26 protein-coding genes are annotated in these 21,704 nt (G+C 69.2%); 20 read left to right on the top strand and 6 right to left on the bottom strand.

Annotated features, from left to right (window positions below; translation table 11 throughout):
* Positions 1–139 precede the first annotated feature (139 nt).
* The gene (locus ACMGFG_RS15010; protein ID WP_436931138.1) at positions 140–601 is read left to right on the top strand and encodes a YbhB/YbcL family Raf kinase inhibitor-like protein; all 462 of its coding nucleotides are present in this window, start codon (positions 140–142) and stop codon (positions 599–601) included.
* A gap of 42 nt (positions 602–643) precedes the next feature.
* Here ACMGFG_RS15010 and ACMGFG_RS15005 read toward each other — a convergent pair whose 3' ends face one another.
* The gene (locus tag ACMGFG_RS15005; RefSeq protein ID WP_436931137.1) at positions 644–1,567 is read right to left on the bottom strand and encodes an NAD-dependent epimerase/dehydratase family protein; all 924 of its coding nucleotides are present in this window, start codon (positions 1,565–1,567) and stop codon (positions 644–646) included.
* Between the two features lie 133 nt (positions 1,568–1,700).
* Here ACMGFG_RS15005 and ACMGFG_RS15000 point away from each other — a divergent pair, with 133 nt between their 5' ends.
* The 5 genes from ACMGFG_RS15000 (at position 1,701) to ACMGFG_RS14980 (ending at position 5,141) form a co-directional block, all read left to right on the top strand.
* Complete coding sequence (locus tag ACMGFG_RS15000; protein WP_436931136.1) at positions 1,701–2,369, top strand: thioredoxin domain-containing protein; 669 nt, start codon at positions 1,701–1,703, stop codon at positions 2,367–2,369.
* An 86-nt stretch (positions 2,370–2,455) separates the two neighbouring features.
* Positions 2,456–3,040 (top strand): tRNA (cytidine(56)-2'-O)-methyltransferase, encoded by a 585-nt coding sequence (locus ACMGFG_RS14995; RefSeq protein WP_436931135.1) that lies wholly within the window; start codon positions 2,456–2,458, stop codon positions 3,038–3,040.
* Between the two features lie 96 nt (positions 3,041–3,136).
* Positions 3,137–3,664, top strand: a complete 528-nt coding sequence (gene tfe, locus ACMGFG_RS14990) for a transcription factor E (RefSeq protein WP_436931134.1) — start codon at positions 3,137–3,139, stop codon at positions 3,662–3,664.
* Positions 3,664–4,350, top strand: coding sequence for a DUF2110 family protein (locus ACMGFG_RS14985; protein WP_436931133.1), 687 nt, complete (start codon positions 3,664–3,666; stop codon positions 4,348–4,350). Before tfe ends, ACMGFG_RS14985 begins: the two co-directional genes overlap by 1 nt.
* Positions 4,347–5,141 (top strand): DUF5803 family protein, encoded by a 795-nt coding sequence (locus ACMGFG_RS14980; RefSeq protein WP_436931132.1) that lies wholly within the window; start codon positions 4,347–4,349, stop codon positions 5,139–5,141. The genes ACMGFG_RS14985 and ACMGFG_RS14980 overlap by 4 nt, the downstream gene beginning before the upstream one ends.
* Positions 5,142–5,150: 9 nt before the next feature.
* Here ACMGFG_RS14980 and ACMGFG_RS14975 read toward each other — a convergent pair whose 3' ends face one another.
* Positions 5,151–6,320 carry a GAF domain-containing sensor histidine kinase gene (locus ACMGFG_RS14975; protein ID WP_436931131.1) on the bottom strand — a complete coding sequence of 390 codons (1,170 nt, stop codon included), beginning with the start codon at positions 6,318–6,320 and terminating at the stop codon, positions 5,151–5,153.
* A 160-nt stretch (positions 6,321–6,480) separates the two neighbouring features.
* Between ACMGFG_RS14975 and ACMGFG_RS14970 the strand changes: the two genes are divergently transcribed.
* Complete coding sequence (locus ACMGFG_RS14970; RefSeq protein ID WP_436931130.1) at positions 6,481–7,176, top strand: competence/damage-inducible protein A; 696 nt, start codon at positions 6,481–6,483, stop codon at positions 7,174–7,176.
* 1 nt (position 7,177) lies between these two features.
* Here the strand turns inward: ACMGFG_RS14970 and ACMGFG_RS14965 are convergent, their stop codons facing one another.
* The gene (locus ACMGFG_RS14965) at positions 7,178–7,303 is read right to left on the bottom strand and encodes a hypothetical protein (RefSeq protein WP_436931129.1); all 126 of its coding nucleotides are present in this window, start codon (positions 7,301–7,303) and stop codon (positions 7,178–7,180) included.
* A gap of 130 nt (positions 7,304–7,433) precedes the next feature.
* Here ACMGFG_RS14965 and ACMGFG_RS14960 point away from each other — a divergent pair, with 130 nt between their 5' ends.
* The 7 genes from ACMGFG_RS14960 to ACMGFG_RS14930 all read left to right on the top strand — a co-directional run bounded on the left by ACMGFG_RS14960 (position 7,434) and on the right by ACMGFG_RS14930 (position 12,809).
* Complete coding sequence (locus ACMGFG_RS14960) at positions 7,434–8,558, top strand: ATP-NAD kinase family protein (protein WP_436931128.1); 1,125 nt, start codon at positions 7,434–7,436, stop codon at positions 8,556–8,558.
* A 187-nt stretch (positions 8,559–8,745) separates the two neighbouring features.
* A complete protein-coding gene (locus ACMGFG_RS14955; RefSeq protein WP_436931127.1) occupies positions 8,746–9,795 on the top strand; it encodes a PhoU domain-containing protein in 1,050 nt (349 codons plus the stop codon).
* 80 nt (positions 9,796–9,875) lie between these two features.
* Positions 9,876–10,073: a DUF7525 family protein gene (locus tag ACMGFG_RS14950; protein WP_436931126.1), complete on the top strand. Its 198-nt coding sequence runs from the start codon at positions 9,876–9,878 to the stop codon at positions 10,071–10,073.
* 35 nt (positions 10,074–10,108) lie between these two features.
* Entirely contained in the window at positions 10,109–10,333 is a 225-nt protein-coding gene (locus ACMGFG_RS14945; protein ID WP_135363499.1) for a DUF7123 family protein, read from the top strand.
* A 36-nt stretch (positions 10,334–10,369) separates the two neighbouring features.
* Positions 10,370–10,798 carry an SRPBCC family protein gene (locus ACMGFG_RS14940; RefSeq protein WP_436931125.1) on the top strand — a complete coding sequence of 143 codons (429 nt, stop codon included), beginning with the start codon at positions 10,370–10,372 and terminating at the stop codon, positions 10,796–10,798.
* Positions 10,795–11,604, top strand: coding sequence for a nitrilase-related carbon-nitrogen hydrolase (locus ACMGFG_RS14935; protein ID WP_436931124.1), 810 nt, complete (start codon positions 10,795–10,797; stop codon positions 11,602–11,604). Before ACMGFG_RS14940 ends, ACMGFG_RS14935 begins: the two co-directional genes overlap by 4 nt.
* 59 nt (positions 11,605–11,663) lie before the next feature.
* A complete protein-coding gene (locus ACMGFG_RS14930) occupies positions 11,664–12,809 on the top strand; it encodes a DUF4349 domain-containing protein (RefSeq protein ID WP_436931123.1) in 1,146 nt (381 codons plus the stop codon).
* A 279-nt stretch (positions 12,810–13,088) separates the two neighbouring features.
* Here ACMGFG_RS14930 and ACMGFG_RS14925 read toward each other — a convergent pair whose 3' ends face one another.
* Positions 13,089–14,618: an aldehyde dehydrogenase family protein gene (locus ACMGFG_RS14925; protein WP_436931122.1), complete on the bottom strand. Its 1,530-nt coding sequence runs from the start codon at positions 14,616–14,618 to the stop codon at positions 13,089–13,091.
* A 221-nt stretch (positions 14,619–14,839) separates the two neighbouring features.
* Between ACMGFG_RS14925 and ACMGFG_RS14920 the strand changes: the two genes are divergently transcribed.
* Complete coding sequence (locus ACMGFG_RS14920; protein WP_436931121.1) at positions 14,840–15,691, top strand: hypothetical protein; 852 nt, start codon at positions 14,840–14,842, stop codon at positions 15,689–15,691.
* Positions 15,692–15,733: 42 nt separating this feature from the next.
* Here the strand turns inward: ACMGFG_RS14920 and ACMGFG_RS14915 are convergent, their stop codons facing one another.
* Positions 15,734–17,932, bottom strand: a complete 2,199-nt coding sequence (locus ACMGFG_RS14915) for an AAA family ATPase (RefSeq protein WP_436931120.1) — start codon at positions 17,930–17,932, stop codon at positions 15,734–15,736.
* A gap of 252 nt (positions 17,933–18,184) precedes the next feature.
* Between ACMGFG_RS14915 and ACMGFG_RS14910 the strand changes: the two genes are divergently transcribed.
* Together ACMGFG_RS14910 and ACMGFG_RS14905 are read left to right on the top strand one after the other, a co-directional pair.
* Positions 18,185–18,472, top strand: coding sequence for an amphi-Trp domain-containing protein (locus ACMGFG_RS14910; protein WP_436931119.1), 288 nt, complete (start codon positions 18,185–18,187; stop codon positions 18,470–18,472).
* 69 nt (positions 18,473–18,541) lie between these two features.
* Positions 18,542–18,676, top strand: a complete 135-nt coding sequence (locus tag ACMGFG_RS14905; protein WP_281275762.1) for a DUF7128 family protein — start codon at positions 18,542–18,544, stop codon at positions 18,674–18,676.
* A 90-nt stretch (positions 18,677–18,766) separates the two neighbouring features.
* Here the strand turns inward: ACMGFG_RS14905 and ACMGFG_RS14900 are convergent, their stop codons facing one another.
* Positions 18,767–19,195: a DUF5796 family protein gene (locus tag ACMGFG_RS14900; protein ID WP_436931118.1), complete on the bottom strand. Its 429-nt coding sequence runs from the start codon at positions 19,193–19,195 to the stop codon at positions 18,767–18,769.
* A gap of 145 nt (positions 19,196–19,340) precedes the next feature.
* On the opposite strand from ACMGFG_RS14900, the gene ACMGFG_RS14895 reads away from it, so the two are divergent.
* The 3 genes from ACMGFG_RS14895 (at position 19,341) to ACMGFG_RS14885 (ending at position 21,394) form a co-directional block, all read left to right on the top strand.
* Positions 19,341–20,195 carry a shikimate kinase gene (locus ACMGFG_RS14895; RefSeq protein WP_436931117.1) on the top strand — a complete coding sequence of 285 codons (855 nt, stop codon included), beginning with the start codon at positions 19,341–19,343 and terminating at the stop codon, positions 20,193–20,195.
* Positions 20,192–20,491, top strand: coding sequence for a chorismate mutase (locus tag ACMGFG_RS14890; RefSeq protein ID WP_436931116.1), 300 nt, complete (start codon positions 20,192–20,194; stop codon positions 20,489–20,491). The genes ACMGFG_RS14895 and ACMGFG_RS14890 overlap by 4 nt, the downstream gene beginning before the upstream one ends.
* A gap of 93 nt (positions 20,492–20,584) precedes the next feature.
* Positions 20,585–21,394, top strand: a complete 810-nt coding sequence (locus ACMGFG_RS14885) for a formate/nitrite transporter family protein (protein ID WP_436931115.1) — start codon at positions 20,585–20,587, stop codon at positions 21,392–21,394.
* Positions 21,395–21,704 lie beyond the last annotated feature (310 nt).

Here is a 21,704-nt window from a genome sequence, read left to right as displayed (position 1 = left end):
GGTTCGCGGCGGTCCGCCCGGGCCCGGGAGCCCGCGACGGCCTCGCCCCCGAGGGGACCCCGCCGCGGTCGGTGACCTGTCGGCCCGGCGAACGGTGGGTCGGGTTTAACTGTCGGGCCGCCGTCGGTCCGCCGAGACCATGGCCGACCTGCAACTCACCAGCCCGGCGTTCGAGGACGGCGCGGCGATCCCCGAACGGTACGGCTACACCGAGGACAACGTCAACCCGCCCCTGGAGATCGCGGGCGCGCCCGCCAGCACGGAGTCGTTCCTGATCGTCGTCGACGACCCCGACGCGCGCGAGCCCGCGGGGAAGATCTGGGACCACTGGGTCGTCTGGAACATCGACGGGGACACCGACTCGATCCCCGAGGACTGGGACCCCGAGGACGCGGGCGCCGTCACCGGCGAGAACGACTACGGCGAGACCGGCTGGGGCGGCCCCAACCCGCCGGACCGCGAGCACACCTACCGGTTCCTCCTCTACGCGCTCGACGACCGCCTCGACCTGTCGGCCGCCGCCACGAAGGACGACGCCTACGACGCCGCCGAGGGCTGCGTCGTCGGCAAGGCGCAACTGGAAGGGACCTACGCGCCCTGAGGGCCGACCGGCCACAGGGCGGTGGCCGGCGACAGGACAGGTTCAGTCCGCGAGCAGTTCCCGCGTGGCGCGGCGGACGGCGTCGTCGCTGGAGTCGTCCGGCTCCCAGCCCAGCGCGGAGAGTTTCTCGATGGAGAGTCGCATCCGTGGCACGTCGCCGACCCACCCGCGGTCGCCGCCGGTGTACTCGTAGTCGGGGTCGAGGCCCATCTCGTCGGCGACGATGTCGGCGATGGTCGTGACGGACGTGGTAGTGCGGGTCCCGAGGTTGTAGACGTTGAAGTCGTCGTCGGCGTGTTCGACGACGTGGCACATCGCGTCGACGCACTCGTCGACGTGCATGTAGGACTTCTCCTGGCGGCCGTCGCCGAGGATAGTGAGCGACTCGGGCTCGTCCTCCAGCTTGTCGATGAAGTCCGGAATGACGGCGCCGAGCTGGAGGCGCGGGCCGACGATGTTGGCGAAGCGGTAGATCCAGGCCGTGAAGTCGTGGCTCTTGGCGTAGACGGACAGCAGGCTCTCCTCGCCGAGCTTGCTCGCGCCGTAGATGCTGATGGGTTCCAGCGGTGCGTAGTCCTCGGGGGTGGGTCGGGGCGCCTCGCCGTAGACGGTCGAGGAGGAGGTGAAGGCGATGTTGTCGACGCCGACCTCGTCCATCCGGTCGAGGACCGTCTCGGTGAGCTGGTTGTTGAAGCGGTACTGTTCGATGTCGTCGGCGGCGGCGTTCTTGTTCGCCGCGAAGTGGAAGACGCCGTCCGCGTCCCCGGTGATGGCCTCGGCGGCAACCTCGGGGTCGGTGAGGTCGCCCTCGACCACTTCGACGCCGTCGGGGAGCCAGTCGCGCTCGCCGTTCGAGAAGTCGTCGACGGCGACGACCTCGTTGTCCGCGACGAGGCGCTCGCAGAGGTGCGACCCCACGAAGCCCGCGCCGCCCGTCACGACCAGCCGCTTCCCGGAGAGTTCCATGGGCCGAAATCGTCCAGCGCCGACATGTGCATTGCGGTCGCCGCCGCTCGCTCGGCGATCCCGGATCGGTCGTCCCTGACGGCCCGAACGTATCACCGAAATCGATTAATCCGGCAGGGTCCACGGACAACGTATGGACGACAGGACACAGGGGGCGAGCAGGCGCGCGTTTCTCGCGGGGGCGGGCGGGGTCGCCGCGACCGCGCTCGCGGGCTGTGGCGGACTCGTCTCCAGGCCGGGGAGCGGGGAGACACCGACGGCCCGGGACGTGTCGCTCCCGGCGCCGTTCAAAGGGCCGGAGGACGCGCCGGTGACCGTCGGTATCTACAAGGACTTCGCCTGTCCGGCCTGCCGACGCTTCAACGAGCAGGTCACGCCGCTGCTCGAACGCGAGTACGTCGAGCCGGGGGTCGTCCGGCTCGAACACTACGACTTCCCGCTGGAGATGCACGCGCCCGACGCGTACACGGCCGCGAACGCGGCGCGGGCCGTCCAGCACACGGCCGGCGACGCGGCCTTCTTCTCGTTCGCCGACGCGCTGTTCGCCGACCAGGCCGACCTGGGTCCCGGGACGTACGCGACGCTCGCGGGCGACCTGGACGCGCCTGTCGACGGCGAGCGCGTCCGGGCCGACGCCGAAGGTCGGACCTACAGTTCGGTCGTACAGGCGGACAAACAGCGGGGGATCGACGCCGGCGTCCGCGCCACGCCGACCGTCGTCGTCGACGGGTCGATAGTCGAGCGCCTGAGCTGGGAGGGGATCCGGTCGGCGATCGAGGCGGCCCGTCCCCAGAGCGCCTGAGCGCCGGTGGCGACCGCGGCCCCGGACCGCGGCCCCGGACCGCTCGGTCGGAAGCCTCCTAAACGGGGCTCGCGTAGCCGTCGCGCATGCACGACGAACCCGAAGTCGCCGTCCTCCGGCTGGGCCACCGGCCGGGCCGCGACGACCGGATGACGACCCACGTCGGACTCACGGCGCGGGCGCTGGGCGCCGACCGCGTCGTCTTCGGCCCGGAGGCGTCCGGCTCGGCCGACACCGTCCGCGACATCACCGACCGCTTCGGCGGCCCCTTCGCGGTCGAGGTCACCGACGCGCCGAAGGGCGTGATCTCCGACTGGACAGGTCCAGTCGTCCACCTCACGATGTACGGCCTGCCGGTCCAGGACGTGCAGGACGACCTGCGCGGGTCGCTGGACGGCGGCGACCCCGTCCTGTTCGTCGTCGGCGCCGAGAAGGTGTCTTTCGACGTGTACGAGCGCGCCGACCACAACGTCGCCGTGACGAACCAGCCCCACTCCGAGGTGGCGTCGCTCGCCGTGGCGCTCGACCGGCTGTTCGACGGGCGGGAACTCGACCGCGAGTGGGCGGACGCCGACCGCGAGGTGGTCCCGATGGAGACCGGCAAGCGCGTCGTCGAACCCGACGACGCCGGCCGGCCGGGCGACGGCGAGTCGGGGCGCGAGGCGGAGTAGCGGGCACGTCCCGGCCGTCTCGGGTCGCAACGATGCGGAGACGGCGGTTCCGTCCATCCGGTGCTTTTAAACGCCTCACGCTCTGAGATTGCCGTAATGGCTTTTGACGAACTTCTGGAGGACCCCGTTATACAGAAGTACTTGCACGAGCTGGTCGGCCCGAAAGGGATGCCGGTGGCGGCGGCGCCGCCGGACGGCGAGGTGACCGACGAGGAGCTGGCCGAGGAGCTCGGCCTGGAGCTCAACGACGTGCGCCGGGCGCTGTTCATCCTCTACGAGAACGACCTGGCGAGCTACCGCCGGCTGCGCGACGAGGACTCCGGGTGGCTCACCTACCTCTGGACCTTCGAGTACGAGAAGATCCCCGAACAGCTGGAGTCGGAGATGTACCGCCTGCTCGAGGCCCTGGAGGAGCGCGAGGAGTACGAGAAGAACAACGAGTTCTACCTCTGTGAGAACTGCGGGATCCGCTTCGAGTTCGGCGAGGCGATGGAGTTCGGCTTCGAGTGCCCCGACTGCGGCAACCACGTCGAGGCGATGGAGAACACCCGCCTGGTCGGCGCCATGGAGGACCGGATCGAGGCACTGCGCGACGAACTCAACGTCGAACACAGCGAGGCCTGATGGTCGTACTCGCATCCAAGCTCTACGTCGAGGGCGACGCGCGCTCGCGGGCGACGGACTCGCTGCGCTCGCAGGTCGACAACGTCGTCGGCGACCTCGACGTCTCCGTCGCCCTCGAGATCCGCGACGACGGGTTCCCCGAGGTTCTCGTCGAGGGCGCGGACGCGACGGCCGCGCGCAACGCCCTCGCCGAGGAGTGGGGCGAGGTCACGCCCGAGTTCGATCCGGGCGAGGAGTACGTCGGCACGCTGGAGTCGTGGGACGACGAGGGGTTCGTCCTCGACGCCGGCTTCGGGCGGGACGTGCGGATCCCGGCCGGAGAGATCGGGCTCGGCCAGGGGACGCCCGAGCAGATCCGGACGCGGTTCGGGCTCGTCCAGCACCTGCCGATGCGGTTCGTGGCGGGCGACCCCGACGATGACGAGCCCGCGCGGCTGTCCGACGCCGAGCGCGACCGGCTGTACGACTGGACGCGCGGCGCCGGCCGGGTCAACGTCAACTCGGCGACGCGGGCGGAGACGCGGGCGACGGTCAACCGCGCGGGCCACGCCCACGACATCGTGACCGTCGAGCGGCTGGGGCTGCTCGAACAGAGCATCGTCTGCCAGGAGGACACCGACCCGCCGGGACTGCTGGCGAGCATCGGCCAGTACATGCCGGCGGAGCTGCTCTGCGTCGTGCCATGAGGCGCCGACTGGTCCTCGCCCTCGGGCTGTTCGCGGTGCTGGTCGCGCTGGCCGGCTGCGCGTCGCCGTTCGGCGGCGGCGGGCCCGACGAGACCCAGCTCAACCAGAACGCGACCTACGACTGGGACACCAACGCGACGACGACTTACGACGTGGCTCGGGGGAACTTCACGGGGATCCTCGGCGTCGAGAACCGGTCGTACGTCCAGCTCTACCAGCGGAGCGAGCTCGGTACGGACCAGCCGCTGGACATCGCCTCGCTGCGATACCGCTACCCCGGCAACGGGACGGTCGTCCGGCCGGCCGACCGGTCGAACTTCTACGTCAACGCGACGAACTCCCGGCTGAACGTGACGCTCCCGGAGGCCGGCGGGCAGGTGGCGTTCACGGCGAACCGGCCGAACGCCAAGCGGTTCGCGGTCCCGATGTTCGTCGAGTCCGATCACTCGGTCGAGGTCGTCCTCCCGCCGCGGGCCCGCGTCGGCGTGCCGCTGCTCTCGAAGGTGTCGCCGGGCGGGTCGACGACGAAGGTCCCCGAGGGCTCAGACCGGATGATCGTCCGCTGGGACTCCGTCGAGCGGGGCCCGATCCTGACCCGGTACTACCTCGCGCGTGACCTGCTCCTGTTCGGTGGCATCGGCGGGGTCCTGGCGCTGGTCGGGGTCGGCGGCGCGCTGTACTACCTGCGACAGATCCGCGTGCTCGAACGCAGGCGCGAGGAGATCGGCCTGGACGTGGAGACCGAAACCGACGAGTTCGACGACGACGACCCGCCGCCGGGGATGCGGTGACCGTTCCCGTTACCCCTCGACGCCGGTGACCTCGAACCGCGCGCCGCCGGACTCGCTCTCGGTGACAGCGATCGTCCAGTCGTGGGCGTCGACGATCTCCGCGACGATGTTCAGCCCGAGCCCTGTCCCCTCCTCCGCCGTAGTGAACCCGGGGTCGAACACGTCGTCCCGTTCGGACTCGGGGATGCCCGGACCGTCGTCGGCGACGTAGAACCCGTCCGGGAGCGGTCCCACGGTCACGGTCAACTCGGCACCGTCTCCCAGGTCCGGCTCCCGGTCGTCGCGGGCGTGGACCTGCGGCGCCCCGCCGCCGTGCTCGACGGCGTTCCGGAACAGGTTCTCCAGGAGCCGCTTGAGACGGCCGGGGTCCGCGCGGACCGACCGGTCCGTCTCGACGGCGACCGTCGCGCTCCCCGACGCCACGTTCCCCCAGCACCGCTCGGCGACCGTCCCGAGGTCCACCGGCTGTGGGTCCTCGACGGTGCGACCCGTGCGCGCGAGCGTCAGCAGCTCGTCGATGAGTACCTCCATCCGCTCGTGGGCCCGGTCGATGTCTGCCAGCCGCTCGCTCTCGCAGTCCGCCCGGGCCAGGTCCAGCTGTCCCCTGGCGACGTTCAGCGGGTTGCGGATGTCGTGGGAGACGACGTCGACGAATTTCTCCAGGCGCTCGTTCTGTCGCTCCAGCCGGTTCCTGCTCTCCTCCAGCTCCCGATGGATCCGGATCCGTTCGATGGCCTCCCCGGTGTGAGCGACGAGGAGTTCGGTGAACTCCAGGTCGGAGTCGGAGAACGCCGCCCGCTCGGCCGCGGCGGCCTGGAACACGCCCGCCTCGCCGACCGGGACGCTCATCCCGGAGCGGTAGATGTCCTTCGCCGGGTCAGTGTCGTCGTCGGGCTCGACCGAGTCGACCACGTACGACTCCCCGGTCTGGAACGTCTTGCCTGCCAGCCCCTGGTCTGCGGCCATCCGGCGGGCCCCGCCGGGGGGCGCCCCGCTGGAGACGGCGACGGGTTCGAGCCAGCCGTCGTCGTGGAGGACGATCGTACACATGTCGAACTCCAGGATCCGCTCGGCGGCCCGGACGGTCCGCTCGCAGGCCGCCTCGACGGAGTCACAGGACTGGATCTCCGTCGCGGCGTCGTGGAGCGTCTTCAGCGTCCGTTCGCGGCTCGATACCATGGTTCCGTCAGTATCGGGAAGTCGTCTACAAAAGGATATGGGAAAATTTCGCCCTTCAGTCCTCGAAACGGACGTGGTCGCGCTGCGGGGCCGTGAGTAAAGAACGTCGCCACGCTGTCGGAGTGAGCGGTCTTTTACGGGCCGAGTACCAACGGCGGGTATGCGCGTGGCTATCGTCACGGTGGGCGACGAGTTGCTCGCCGGCGACACCGTGAACACGAACGCCGCCTGGCTGGGGGAGCGACTGACGGAGCGCGGCGTCGGCGTGGAGCGCGTGGTCACGCTCCCCGACCGGGTCGGCGACATCGCCCGCGTCGTCAACGAGTACCGGGCCGAGTACGACGCCGTCCTGGTCACCGGGGGGCTCGGCCCCACGCACGACGACCTGACGATGGACGGCGTCGCCGCCGCGTTCGGCCGCGAAGTCGTCGAGAGCGAGGAGGCGCTGGAGTGGCTCGCCGAGGCGGGCGGCTACACCGCGGACGACCTCGCAGAGGGTACCGCGGACATCCCGCGGGGCGCCCGGATGCTGAAGAACCCGGAGGGCGTCGCCCCGGGCTGTGTCATCGGGAGCGTCTACGTCCTGCCGGGCGTCCCGGCGGAGATGAAGGCGATGTTCGAGACGGTCGCCGAGGAGTTCTCGGGCGAGGTCGAACACGTCGCGTCGGTGGTCGCGGACGAACCGGAGAGCGCGCTGATAGACCGGATCGACGAACTGCGCGACCGCTTCGACGTGACGGTCGGGAGCTACCCGGGCGACTCGGTGCGGGTAAAAATCCAGGGGGGCGAGGCGGAGGCCGAGGCGGCGGCCGCGTGGCTGCGCGAGCGGGTCGACCTGAAGGAGACCGGCGAGTGACCTACCGGTAGAGGACCTTCCACCACAGCGCGGTCAACGCCAGCCCGCCCAGTAGCAACACGAACCCCGCGACGTTGATGAGCCCGCCCTGCACGGCCTCCGCGCTCTCCTGCAGCGGTACGAACATACCCGGTCCTTCCGCGTCGTCCGATGTAAAACCGCCCGATTTCCCCGCGCTCGCGGCGCGGCGGGTCGAGGCCGGTCGACCGGCTCCCGGAGTCGGGTCCCTTTTGCCCGGTCGCGTCCAATCATCGCCGATGCGACGGATCGGCGTGGTCGTCAACCCGATCGCCGGCATGGGCGGGCGGGTCGGCCTGAAGGGGACCGACGGGAAGGTCGAGGAGGCCCGGAAACGGGGCGCCGAACAGCGGGCGCCCGAGCGAGCGCGTGCGGCGCTGGACGCGCTGGCGGAGACGGACGCGAGCGTCGAGATCTACGCCTTCGGCGGGCCGATGGGCGAGGACGCCGCGCGCGCGGCGGGTTTCGACCCCGTGGTCGTCGGCGAGCCCGAGTCGGAGACGGGGGCGAACGGGGAGGGCGAGACCACGCCGGCGGACACCCGCGCTGCGGTCCGGGCGTTCGTCGAACGCGGCGTCGACCTGATCCTCTTCGTCGGCGGCGACGGGACGGCCGTGGACGTGGCCGAGACGCTCGACGACCTCGACAGCGAGACGCCGGTCCTCGGGGTGCCGGCGGGCGTGAAGATCTACTCGTCGGTGTTCGCGGTGCGACCACGCGAGGCCGGGATCGTCGCCGCGTCGTTCGACGACGTGGAGACGGGCGAGGTCAACGACGTGGACGAGGACGAGTACCGCGCCCAGGAGGTGTCGACAGAGTTGCGGGCCATCGCGAAGACGCCGGTCGCCGAACAGCGCCAGGCGAGCAAGCAGACCGGAGGGGGCTCCGTGGCGACGCTGGCCGAGGGGGTCGCCGAGGAGGTCGAGCCCGGCGTGACGTACGTGCTCGGCCCCGGCGGGACCGTCGGCGCGATCAAGGCCGAACTCGGTTTCGAGGGGACGCCGCTCGGCGTCGACGTGTGGCGGGCGGACCCGGACACCGGAGACGGCGGGACGGTCCCGGCGGGCGAGGTCGTCGTCCGCGACGGCGGCGCCGCGGAGATCGAGGCGGCGCTGGGCGAGCGCAACGTCGTCGTCGTCTCACCGATCGGCGGCCAGGGGTTCGTCTTCGGCCGGGGCAACCAGCAGATATCGCCCGAGGTCATCCGCCACTCGACGGTCGAGGTCGTCGCGACCCGCGCCAAGCTCGACGGGCTGGACGCGCTCCGGGTCGACACGGGCGACCCCGACCTCGACGGGTCGCTGCGCGGCTGGCACCGCGTCAGGGTCGGCCGCTACGAGCGACGGCTCGTCAAAATCGAGTGATACCGGCCGCCCGCCCCGTTCTCTCGTCGCCACGCCCCATCTCTCCCGTCGTCGGGCCCCTAGTATGTGAACCACTCTGGCCGTTCGACTCGAATTCTGGACGTGTGTCCACAATACGTAATAGTATTCGACGGCATATTATACCGTGTATGAATACGTTTAAGGTCGACAGCGGGTAAGAAAGGGTATGGAAACGCGGAAAGTCCAGCGGTTGGGTCCGTCGACGCTCGCGATGACCCTCCCTGCGAAGTGGGCCAAGGAGCACAACGTCGAGAAGGGCGACGAGGTGTCGCTGCGAATGGGCGGCAAGGGGACGCTGACAGTGATGCCCGAGTCCGTCCAGGGCGAGGAGTCCGAGGCGGTCATCCACGCCGAGGACCTCGACGCCGACGCTCTGGAGCGGGCGATCCTCTCGCAGTACGTCCTCGGCCGGCGCATCATCCACGTCGACGCCGGCGAGAGCGGGACCCTCGAGAGCGCGCACATCAACGCCGTCTACAACGCCGAGACCCAGCTCATGGGCCTGGGCGTCGTCGAGGAGACCCCCGAGCGGATCGCCATCCGCTGTTCGGTCGACCCGGAGGACTTCACCCTCGACAACCTCCTCGAACGGCTGGAGAGCACGGGGTCGACGATGCGCAACGAGGCGGTCAAGGCGCTGGCCCACGGCAACCCCGACCTCGCACAGCGCGCGCTGAACCGCGAACGCCAGGCCAACAAGATCTTCGTCCTCCTGTTGCGGCTGATCTTCACCTCCTACCAGAACCCGAACCTGGCGCGGGCGGTGGGGCTGGACGACGGCTTCCCGCTCATCGGCTACCGCTCGATCGCCAAGAACCTCGAACTGACCGCGGACAACGCCGAGGACATCGCCGAGATCGCCCTCGAGACGGAGGGCCACTCGCTGAACGTCGACTCCTCGACGATGCGCCGCATCCGGGAGTTCACCGACCAGGTCAACGAGATCACCGAACTCGCCGTCGAGGCGGCGGTCGAACGCGACTACGACATCGCCATCGAGGTCAGGGAGCAGTTCGCCGAGATCGGCGACCGCGAGGCGGAGATCCTAGACGATCTGGACGAGATGTCCAACGACGACGTGCTCCGCGTGCGCGAGGTGCTGGTGAGCCTCCAGCAGACCGCCCAGTACGCGGTCCGCAACGCCGAGATCGCGACGAACCTCGCGCTCAACGAGGAGTCGGAACACACCACGATCCAGTCGACCTCCGAGGAGTGAGGGCGCCCTTCGGGGCGAGCGCGGCCGGTTCGCCGCGCGACCCCGAATGAATTAAGTGCGGAGTGACGGAACCGGAGGGTATGAGCGAAGTCGCCGCGGGCTCGGACATGAGCATCGGGCTGGGACTGGCGTTCGGCGTGCTCGCGGTCGCGGGCGCCCTCGGAATGCTGGTCGCGTACGACAACCAGGTGGTCGCGGGCTGGAGTTTCGCGCTGGCGGTGGTCGCGGGGGTCTGCTCGATCGCCGGGATCCACCTCTACGGCGCCCGAGACGCGTAAGGAATTCTTAAGGGTATTCGCGACCAATCGCGGGTATGAGCGAACTCGGCGAGGAGGACAGGGAGATCCTGGAGTACCTGCGCGACAGCGTCTCGCGCGGGCAGAGTTACTTCAGAGCGAAGAACATCGCGGAGCAGATCGGGCTCTCCTCGAAGCAGGTCGGCGCGCGCCTGCCGAAACTCGACGAGGAGTCCGACGACGTGGACATCGAGAAGTGGGGTCGCGCGCGCTCGACGACCTGGCGCGTCACGCTCAGTTAACGGGCTCTTTTAGGGGACGGGGGCCGAAGGGCCGCCATGACTGTTCGGGTGGAGCGGTCGTTCGAACTGCCGGTCGACCGCCAGCGCGTCTGGGAGTTCATCGCCGACCCGGGCCGACGTGCGGGTGCGATCAGCGTCGTCAAAGACTACGAGGTCCACGACGACGGCAGCGCCACCTGGCACATCGCGCTCCCGATCCCGGTCGTCGACCGGACCGTCGCCGTCGAGACCGAGGACGAGGAGCGCAGAGAACCGGAGTACGTCCGGTTCGTCGGCCGCTCGAAGGTAATGAAGGTCGTCGGGGAGCACGAACTCGCCGAGACCGACGAGGGCACGCGGGTCACCAACCGCTTCGTCGTCGACGGCTCGCTGCCCGGCGTCGAGCGGTTCTTCAAACGCAACCTCGACGGCGAGCTGCAGAATCTGGAGGCGGCCCTCGCCGAGGACTTCGGTGTCGAAGTGTGAAGCTCGCGCTCGCCCAGCTCCGGATCGAGAGCGGGGACGTGGACGGCAACGTCGAGCGCGCGCGGGCAGCCGTCGCTGAGGCCGCCGCCGACGGGGCGGACCTGGTCGCGCTCCCCGAGATCTTCAACGTCGGCTACTTCGCGTTCGAGGGCTACGCCCGCCGGGCCGAGAGCGTCGCCGGCCCGACCGTCTCGGCGCTCGCCGAGAGCGCGCGCGAGCACGGCGTCGGCGTCCTCGCCGGCAGCATCGTCGAGGACCTGGAAGCCTCCCGGGCCGACGGCGTCGACACCCCGGCAGCGGAGGGGCTAGCTAACGCCTCTGTCTTCCTCGACCGGTCCGGCGAGCGCCGGGCGGTGTACCGCAAACACCACCTGTTCGGCTACGGCTCCGCCGAGCAGGACCTGCTGACGCCCGGCGAGGCCGTGCCGACCGTCGAGTTCGGCGACCACACCGTCGGCGTGACCACGTGCTACGACCTGCGGTTCCCGTCGCTGTACCGCGAGTTGGTCGACGCCGGGGCGACGATGGTGCTCGTCCCGAGCGCCTGGCCGTACCCGCGTGTCGAGCACTGGCGGCTGTTCCCGCAGACGCGCGCCGTCGAGAACCTGCTGTACGTCGGCGCCGTCAACGGCGTCGGGACTTTCGAGGACGCCGAGTTGCTGGGCCGCTCCGCGATATACGACCCCTGGGGGACGACGCTTTCGAGCGCCGGCGACGAGGCCGCCCTCGTGACCGCCGACGTGGACGCCGACCGCGTCGCCGAGGTCCGGTCGGAGTTCCCCGCGCTTCAGGACCGCCGGCGATAGCTCAAACGGGCGTTTGAGGCCACGGTACCCCTTTTGTGACGCCGGGGGATCCCCTGGGTATGGTTCGCAAAGCGACGCTGCTCGTGGCGGCCCTGGTCGTCCTCGCGGGCTGTTCGGGGATGGGGGCGGGCGACTCGGCGGACGGTGCCGGACCGGAAAAACAGGCGGCTAGCGGCGGAGACGCCGGAGCCAGCGGAGGAGACGGCGGGGACGGCGGCAGTGGCGCCGCTGACGGCGCCAGCGGCGGCGACGACGCGGCGGACGCCGAGTTCAGCGCGAGCGACGGTGGCGGCGACGGACAGGCGAGTGCGTCGGCGCAGGTGGACCGGGCGCTGATCAAGACCGGCGAGGTGCGGCTGGAAGTGGAGAACCACTCCGTCGCAGAGCGGGCGGTGCGCTCGCGCGCGGCGGAACTCGGCGGGTACGTCTCCGGGTCGAACGTCCAGCTCCACCACCGCGCCAACGCGACCTGGCGGACCGGCTACGTCGAGGTGCGGGTCCCCTCGACCAACTTCACGGCGCTGTACGAGTCGACGCAGGGCCAGGGGACGGTGCTGTCGGCCGACTCGAGCACGAAGGACGTGACCGACCAGCTGGTGGACCTGACGGCTCGGCTGGAGAACCTCCGTGCCCAGCGCGACCGGCTGCGCTCGCTGTACGACTCGGCCAACACGACCGAGGATCTGCTCGACGTGGGCGAACAGCTCTCGGAGGTCCAGGGGGAGATCGAGCGCCTCGAAGCCCAGAAGCGGTCGCTCCGGGACAGAGTCTCCTTCTCGACGGTCCGGGTCGAACTCCGCGAGCCCCGGCCCGACCCGGTCGCGCCCGAGGAGCCGACGCCGTTCCACGAGCAGTCGCCGGTGTCGGTGTTCCTCTCGTCGGCGCAGGGCTTCGTGACGTTCGCCCGCACCGTCTTCGTCGCCGGCGTCGCCGCGGTCCCGTGGGTCCTCGGGCTCGGCGTGCCCGCCCTCCTCGTCGTCGGCGCGGGTCGGCGAGTGGGTGTCCCGTCCCGGGTGCCGATCGTCGGCACCCGGTCGCGTTCGCGTCGTCCGTCAGACGACCACGGCGGCGCGGGCGAGGGGCTCCGGAGCGAGTTCGAAACCGGATCAGAAGACGGTGCGGCCGCCGAGGGTGTCGACGAATCGGCCGGTGCGTCGGACACCGACGGTGACGACGCGTCGAAGGACGGGTCCGAAAACGGGTGACGGCCGGGGCAACCTCGATGGCCACCCGAGCGTTTGGGGGAGTCACACGGGACAGCCGTTCGGGGCCGGTGCCAGACACGAGATTTATACCGGAGGACGCATTATCGACTGGTGCCGGCGAGACGCTTTTCACGTCGCAACCGGCAATTCGACCGCGCTCGGCCAGGCCCACGTCGACCTCACGCCGCGGCACCTGTCCGGACAGGCCGCCGCGGCCCGCCTCCTCGTCCACGGCCCGCCTCTCACCTTTCGTTTCTACGCTCGATAGCCGGGGGATTCTCAGTCGTCCTCGGTCGTGATGTCGGCCGAGAGCCCCTGCGCCATCTCGATGTCCTTCGAGTTGTTGAGCGTCCAGGCGGTGCGCTCGGTGACGGCCTCGATGACCTCGCGAGCGCTCGGGGCGCCCTTGCCCGACTTCTTCACGCCGCCGAACGGGAGTTGCACCTCCGCGCCGATGGAGGGAAGGTTGCCGTAGGCGAGGCCGACCTCGGCGTGGTCGCGGTAGTAGTTGATCTGGCGGTAGTCCTCGGAGACGATGGCGCCGGCCAGCCCGTAGTCGGTGTCGTTGTGGATTTCGACGGCCCGTTCGATGTCGCCCTCGTACTCCAGCAGCGCGACGTGGGGGCCGAACACCTCCTCGTGGATGCACCGGAGATCGGGGTCGTAGTCGATCTCGTAGACGAACGGACCGACCCAGTAGCCCTCTTCGTGACCGTCGGGGATCTCCGAGTCGTCCAGCTCCGCCCGGTCGACGAGGACGTTCGCACCCTCCTCCCGAGCGAGGTCGTTGTACTCCCCGAACTTCTCGACCTGGCTCTCGTCGACCACGGGACCCATGAACGTATCCTCGTCGAGCGGGTCGCTGACGGCCACGTCCTCGGCGAGGTCGACGAACCGCTCCTTGAACTCCTCGTACACGTCGGTGTGGACGATGAGCCGTTCGCTGGAGACGCAGCGCTGGCCGGTCGTCTTGAACGAGGACATCACCGCCGAGTGCAGCGCGATGTCCAGGTCGGCCGCCTCGGTGACCACGATGGCGTTCTTGCCGCCCATCTCCAGGGCGGCGTCGCGGCCGGGGACGCCGCCGAGTTTCTCGTCGATCTTGTGGCCGACCTCGGCGGATCCGGTGAAGAGGACCGTCGAGACGCGCTCGTCCTCGACGATGGCGTTGCCGGCGTCGCCGAAGCCCTGGACGACGTTGAACACGCCCGGCGGGACGCCCGCGTCGATCATCATCTCCGCGACGATCTGGCCGCAGTAGGGGGTCTGCTCGGCGGGCTTCCAGACGACGGTGTTGCCCTCGACCAGCGCGACGGCCATGTGCCAGAACGGGATGGCGACCGGGAAGTTCCACGGGGTGATACAGCCGACGACACCCCGCGGTTTGCGCCGCATGTAGGCGTCCTTGCTGGCGATCTCGGAGGGGACCACGTCGCCGTGGGGGTGGCGGGCGTTGCCGGCGGCCCACTCGACCATGTGGGCGGCCTCGACCACGTCGGCGCGTCCCTCGCTGATCTCCTTGCCGCACTCGCGGGTGACGATCTCCCCGAGTTCGTCCGTGCGGTCCCGTAGCTCGTGGTACACCTCCCACAGCAATTCCGCGCGGTCGATGTACGATAGCGAGCGCCACTCCTCGAACGCGTCGTCGGCCGCCGCGACCGCCCGCTCGACGTCGGCCGGCGTCCCGCGGTAGAACTCGCCCACCGTCTCGCCCGTCGCCGGGTTCTCGCTCTCGAAAGTCTCCTCGCTGTCGCCGACGGTCCACTCACCGTCGACGTAGTGCCTGAAGGGTTCGTCGGGCCGGGACATGAACCGTAGTTCGACGCCGACGGTCAAAAAAGTCCGTTCCGGTGGGTTCGAGACCCGTCACTCGCGGGCCGGAGCTCTTTCCGAACGCACGATTCTGGCCCTGATCCGACTCGTACGATCACTGATCGCCACGGTTCAGTTCGGCGCGTTATCAGGTCCGATAGCCGGCGAGAAATATTAATTATAGTTCGTTATAGATACGCGATCGGTGTGAGATACCGATGGCGACCGCCCCCGGTTGTGGACCGCCCGCGTCCAGCCCGTCCGAACACAGTACGAACGCAGACCAGGAGGCCGACCGGCGGACGCCGTCGGTCGTGGTGTTCGACGGTACGACGAGAGCGGCCCTCTACAGGCGCTGGCTCTCCGAGAAGATCCGTGTGGAGTCGGCCGCGTCGATCGGTGAGGGCCGCGACGCGGTCGACGAGTCGACGGCGGTCGCGCTGGTCCGCCACGAGCTCCCGGAACCGAAGCGGAAACTGGTGACCGAGATCCTCGACCGACAGGCCGACTGCGTCCGGGTCGTCCTCACGACCAGCGACCACCAGCCGGTCTCCGACCCCGTCGTCGACGAGGACACCTGCCTCTGCGAACCGATCGACCGGTCGTCGCTCCGGGCGACGGTTAGCCGTCAGATAGCGGCGGTCACGTTCGGACGACTCCTCGTCGAGTACTACGAATGTACGACCGCGCTGGCCTCCCGGAAGGTGCAACTGCCGCCGGACGAGCAGGAAGCGGACGAGCGGATCCGCCGACTGGAGTCCCACCGGGCGGACCTGGCGGCCGGCATCGAGACGCTCCAGAAGCGGCTCCCGAGCGACGAACTCCGGGCGGTCCTCCACGAGATATCGCCCCCGGAGTACGAACGGGAGAGCCGCGAGCGCAAGCCCGAGTCGGGGAGCAAGTACCGCCCCGAAGGCTGCGGGGAGTGCGACCGGGAGTGGAACGTGAACCCGGATGGGTCGCCCGCCGGCTACCGACGGCTCGGCGCGTTCGTCTGGGAGTGTACCGACTGTGGGGCCGTCTACGACCGCTCGGACCCCGCGAACCAGCGGATCGCACGGCGTCGGTGACCGAACGGGACTCGCCACTCCGCGGTCGCACCCGCCGGTGTGTCAGCCCGACGGCTCGATCCGCTCCAGCGCGTGCTCGAAGTCGTCGCGACCGATCACCACGTCGTCGGCCCGCTCGTTGGCCTCGTCGGGGTCGACGCCGGCGGCGACCTCGCTGATCGCCCGCATCGACGCGGCGCGGACGAGCGACTCGATCTGCGCCCCCGACAGCCCCTCCGTCTCGCTCGCCAGGTCGTCCAGGTCCACGTCGTCGCCGAGCGGCTTGCCCTCGGTGTGTACGTCCAGGATCGCCCTGCGACCGGCCTCGTCGGGGTTCGGCACCTCGACGTGCTGCTCCAGGCGGCCGGGTCGCAGGAGCGCGTCGTCGAGCATGTCCCGGCGGTTCGTCGCGGCGAGGACGACGAGGTTGGGGTTCTCGGCGGCGCTGTCCATCTCGGTCAGTAGCTGGGAGACGACCCGTTCGGTCACCTCGTTGCCGTCCATCCGGCCGCCGGCGATGCCGTCGATCTCGTCGAAGAAGACGATAGCGGGGGCGGTCTGGCGGGCGCGGTCGAACACCTCCCGCACCGCTTTCTCGCTCTCGCCGACGTAGCGGTCCATCAGTTCCGGCCCGGCGACCCGGATGAAGTTGACGCCGCTCTCGCCCGCCACCGCGCGGGCCAGCAGGGTCTTCCCCGTCCCCGGCGGGCCGTACAGCAGGACCCCCGAGGGCGGGTCGGTGTTGGTCGCGGTGAAGAGGGGACCGTACTCCAGCGGCCACTCGACGGCCTGTTCGAGCGTCGACTTGGCCTCGTCGAGCCCGCCCACGTCGTCGAAGGTAACCGTCGGCGACTCGGCGACGTACTCGCGCATCGCCGAGGGTTCGACGGTCCGCAGCGCCGCCTCCATGTCCTCCCGCGTCACCTCCGGTTCGTCGCGCGTCCGACGGAGGGCGTGCATCGCGGCCTCGGTCGTCAGCGTGTGCAGGTCAGCGCCGACGAACCCGTGGGTGCGGCCGGCCACGCGGTCGAGGTCCACGTCGTCGGCAAGCGGCATCCCGCGGGTGTGCACGTCGAGGATCTCACGGCGCCCGGTCTCGTCGGGGACGCCGATCTCGATCTCCCGGTCGAAACGGCCGCCGCGGCGCAACGCGGGGTCGATGCTGTCGACGCGGTTGGTCGCGCCGATGACGATGACCTGTCCGCGGTCCTCCAGCCCGTCGAGCAGGGTCAGTAGCTGGGCGACGACGCGGTTCTCCATGTCGGAGTCCTCGTCGCGTTCGCCGGCGATGGCGTCGATCTCGTCGACGAAGATGATCGCCGGGGCGTTGTCCTCGGCGTGGTCGAACGCCTCGCGCAGCCGCTCCTCGCTCTCGCCCTTGTACTTCGAGACGACCTCCGGCCCGGAGATCACGTCGAAGTAGGCGTCGACCTCGTTGGCGACCGCGCGGGCGATGAGCGTCTTCCCGGTCCCGGGCGGCCCGTGCAGGAGGACGCCCCGCGGCGGCGAGATGCCCAGCCGGGTGAACAGGTCCGGGTTCGACAGCGGCAGCTCGATCATCTCCCGCACCTGGTCGAGTTCGTCGTCCAGCCCGCCGATGTCCTCGTAGGAGACGCCCGTCCGCGAGGCGGACTCGTCGGGCGTCGCCTCGGCGGCCGTTCCGCCGGTTCCCGTCCCGGACGACCCGCCCGACCCGCTCGATCCGGCGCTCGCTCCGGTCCCGCCGCCGCTGGCTGCGCCGGACCCGCCGGCGGTGCTCCCGGTCGACCCCCCGTCTATCGGCGGGAGGACGGTGATGTCGGTCTCGTCGGTGACCCGGACCGCGCCCCCGGGGTCGGTCCCGGAGACGGCGAAGGCGCCGACGCCGTCGATGTGGACCTGTTCGCCCTCCCGGAGCGGCCGGTCCAGCAGGGCGCGCCGGACCGCCGACTCCTGCTGGGCCTCGTCGAGGCCGACCGACTGGGCCAGCCGGACCGTGAGGCTGTCGGCCTCGCGGACGGAGGTCTGCTCGACCGTGACGGTGTCGCCGATGTTGACGCCCGCGTTGGCTCGGGTGTCGGCGTCGATGCGGACGTAGGCGCCGTCGCCGCTCTCGGGCCAGGCCTTCGCGACGGTCGCCCGCTCGCCGTGGATGACCAGCGGGTCGCCGCTCAGCACGCCCAGCTCGGACCGGACTCGCTCGGGGACCCGCGCGATGCCGCGGCCGGCGTCGCGCTTGTTCGCACCTTCGACGGAGACCTCGATGGCGTCGCCGCTTCCCATACCCCCGCTATCGGGCCGACGCTCTTAATCCGTTCCCCACCACCGTTTCCGCGGAGAGGTGGACGAACCGCGCCCACCCGTCCGCCGAGATGGGACAAAACACCGGGAGAGCAGGCTCTCCAGTGTTCTCGTTCGCTCCGCCCACGAGAAGGTCGCTCGTGCCGTCGGCGCGAGCGGGGGATCGTGCGCCCGCAGCGCGCGGATGCTCGAACAGGGGATTCACTTATCCGTACAGGTAGTGCACCGTTCGGTGTGCCTGAAGAAGTCCTGTTCAAATCGGAGAGTGACCAGACCCGAGAAGAGATCGCATCGTACCTCCGCAGCGTCGCTGACAAGCTCGAACGAGGAGACGCAGTCACACTCAGATCCGGCTCCGAGTCGGTGACGATGGAACCACCAGCGCGCCCGACGTTCGAGGTCAAAGCCGAACGGGAAGGGGCGGTGGACGCCCCCGGTGAACTGAGTATCGAGTTCGAACTCGAATGGAACGAGAACGGCGACGGGGCGGACGGCGGCAGCGGTCAGTTAGAAATCGAGTGATCGGTTGGCACACGAGCCGTGACGGGGACCGGAGTAACGCCTTTACCCCGTGGCGACGCACACTCTACCATGGTCGTGACTACCGAGCGCGACGAGATGACCTGGTACAAGTGCGAGGCCTGCGGGTTGATGTTCGACGAGCAGTCCGACGCGCGCCAGCACGAGGAGAACTGCGATGCCGAAGAGCCGTCGTACATCCAGTGAACCGGCCGGGAATCCGGTAAACGGGTCGATCCAGGGGGAGCGGTCGCCGGGGAGCCGGTTCGCCGGACGGCGGACCGCCGAGGGGGACCGCTACGCGTTCTCGACGATCTCGAAGCTCTGTTCGCCCATCTCGTCCTCGACGAAGACGAAGACACGACCGTCGACGACCGACAGGTCCGCCTCGACCTCGACCCGGTGGGAGTCGGAACGGGCCACCACGCCCTGAAACAGCGGCTCCTCGTCGCCGTCGTCGACCATGACCCGCCCGACGCCGGTCGTCTCCAGGATGTCGTCGTGGGTGTTCAGGTCGTTGACGTACAGCATGATACCCTGGGTCTCGGTCTCGTCGGTGACCAGCACGTGTACGTCCTTGCCGGGGCCCGCGCGGACCGACTCCTCGACGGCCGTCGGGACGCCGCGGTAGAACACCTCGCGGCCGTCGAGGTACTCGACGGCGACCCCGTCCTCGGTGAGTTCGACCCCCAGCGTGTCCGGCGGCACGTCGTTGCGCGCGCTCATGGTCGGGGATTCCCGCGGGCGACCCAAAAGCGTCGCGTTCCTGTCGTGCTTGCGGCGAACACGGGCGCCGATCGAGGTGACCGCCGGCCGCTCCGCTTGCCGGATTCCCACAGAGGTAAATACCGCCCGGGAAGACAGGGGGACGATGGAAGGACAGGCAGTCGCCCCCGCGGCGGGGACGGTGCTGAACGCGCTCGCGACCGGCACCGGCTCGGCGTTCGCCATCGACGAGTACACCACCGCGACGGTCGAACTCGACGCCGGCGCCGACGGCGTGACCGGCCGCGTCGCCGAGGACCCCGACGCGGACACCGAGCTGATCGAGCGCTGCGTCGCCGCGGTCACCGACCGGTTCGGCGACGGGGAAGGGGGCCGGGTCCACACCGAGAGCGAGGTGCCGATGGCCTCGGGCCTGAAGAGTTCCAGCGCCGCCGCGAACGCGACCGTGCTGGCGACGCTCGACGCGCTGGGCGCCGCCGGCGAGATCTCCCGGGAGGACGCCTGCCGCATCGGCGTGGGGGCGGCCCGCGACGCGGGCGTCACGGTCACCGGCGCGTTCGACGACGCCAGCGCGAGCATGCTCGGCGGCGTCACCGTCACCGACAACACCGAGGACGAACTGCTCGCCCGCGAGGAACGCGAGTGGTCGGTCCTCGTGTGGACGCCGCCCGAGCGGTCGTTCTCCGCGGACGCCGATGTCGAGCGCTGCAGGCGGGTCGCGCCGATGGCCGACCTCGTCGCGGACCTGGCGCTGGACGGCGAGTTCGGCCGCGCGATGACGGTCAACGGGCTGGCGTTCTGCGCCGCGCTCGACTTCCCGACCGACCCCGTCGTCGAGGCGATGCCGGTCGTCCACGGCGTCTCGCTGTCGGGGACGGGCCCGAGTTTCACCGCCGTCGGCGAGCGGGCGGACCTGGAAGCACTGCGCGACCGCTGGAGCGAGCGCGAGGGTCGCACCTGGCTGACCACGACACAGACGGAGGGCACACGCATCCAATGAGCCAAGACGAATCCGACTACGCGGAGGAGATGAACCTCGACGAACTGCGCGACGAGATCCAGTCCATCGACCGGGAGATCGTCGAACTGATCGCCCAGCGGACCTACGTCGCCGACACCATCGCGCAGGTCAAAGACGAGCGGGGGCTCCCGACGACCGACGAGGAACAGGAGCAGGCCGTCATGGACCGGGCCGGCGAGAACGCCGAACAGTTCGACGTCGACTCCAACCTCGTCAAGGCCATCTTCCGGCTGCTCATCGAACTGAACAAGGTCGAGCAGCGGGAGTCTAGATAACTGCTAACACACGACTCTTTGACTCTCGTTCTATAGTGGCTGGTATGCATTGTTTCGACAGACCTGGAATCCCCAGTACGGGAGAGGTCTAATTTGGGCGATCAAGATCCCGAGGTAGAGATCACGGGAGAACAGGCCACGGCACCGGAGATACTCGAATCGGCAATCGAATCTGCCCAGAACGAGATGGAGCGTGGAACTGTGGGGCTCCTGCTGTCAGGGTTTTCAGCCGGCCTCGATATCGGATTCGGGCCGCTACTGATGGCAGCCCTGCTCACGTTTACCGAAGGTGGCTTCGGCGATATCGGGACGGAACTGCTGCTGGCGAGTGCTTACTCCGTCGGGTTTATTTTCGTCATCATCGCGCGTTCGGAATTGTTCACCGAACACACGACTCTCGCAGTGATGCCAGTACTTGACGACCGGGAGTCTCTCGGAAAGTTAGGTCGGCTCTGGACGCTGATCTGGGTCAGTAACGTCGTGGGTGGCGCAGTATTCGCTCTGTTCGTCGTCACGTTGATGCCTAATCTCGGGGTCGCAAACCCGGAGGCGTTCGTCACCATTGCGCGAAAGATGGTCTCCCACGAGCCCAGATGGCTGTTCGTTGCGGGCATCCTCGCGGGATGGCTCATGGGCCTGTTAGCGTGGTTGGTGACCGCCGCAAAAGAGACCACCAGTCGCCTGTTCATCATCTGGCTCGTCACCGCCTCGATCGGTATTCTCCACCTCCCGCACTCGATCGCAGGCAACGTCGAGGTGCTGTTCGGGGTGTTTATTTCCTCCGAGATAACGGCGCTCGACTACGTAACTTTCCTCGGATTGGCGACTGTCGGGAATGTGGTTGGTGGGGGTGTGTTTGTGAGTCTGTTAAAATACGGTCACGTCGTTCGCGGTGGGGGGTGAAGATGTCGCACCTCGAAACTCACTCTCGTCAGCGTACGAGTCCTACGGGGTCCAATACAACGAAGGAAGTGGCGATAGGAAATCGGATGTGTTACGCCAACTGTAGAACGAGCAAGGTCGAACGGCGCGAGAATCTATAGCCGGACGCGACGCACCGCTCACTGTCTCCACGGCCGCGACAGGCGCCGACGGGGCGGTGTTCAGATAAGGCTGAAAAGTGAGGCGGTTCGTTTTCTGAGTGTTCTATGCCCGAAAACGACCGCCTCGGCGGATGTTTAGACGAGATCGACTTAGAGTTTGTTGAACGCGA

It is taken from the genome of Halosimplex halobium, from assembly GCF_051414055.1.
Lineage (GTDB): Archaea > Halobacteriota > Halobacteria > Halobacteriales > Haloarculaceae > Halosimplex > Halosimplex halobium.
This window is presented reverse-complemented; position numbering and strand designations above follow the sequence as displayed.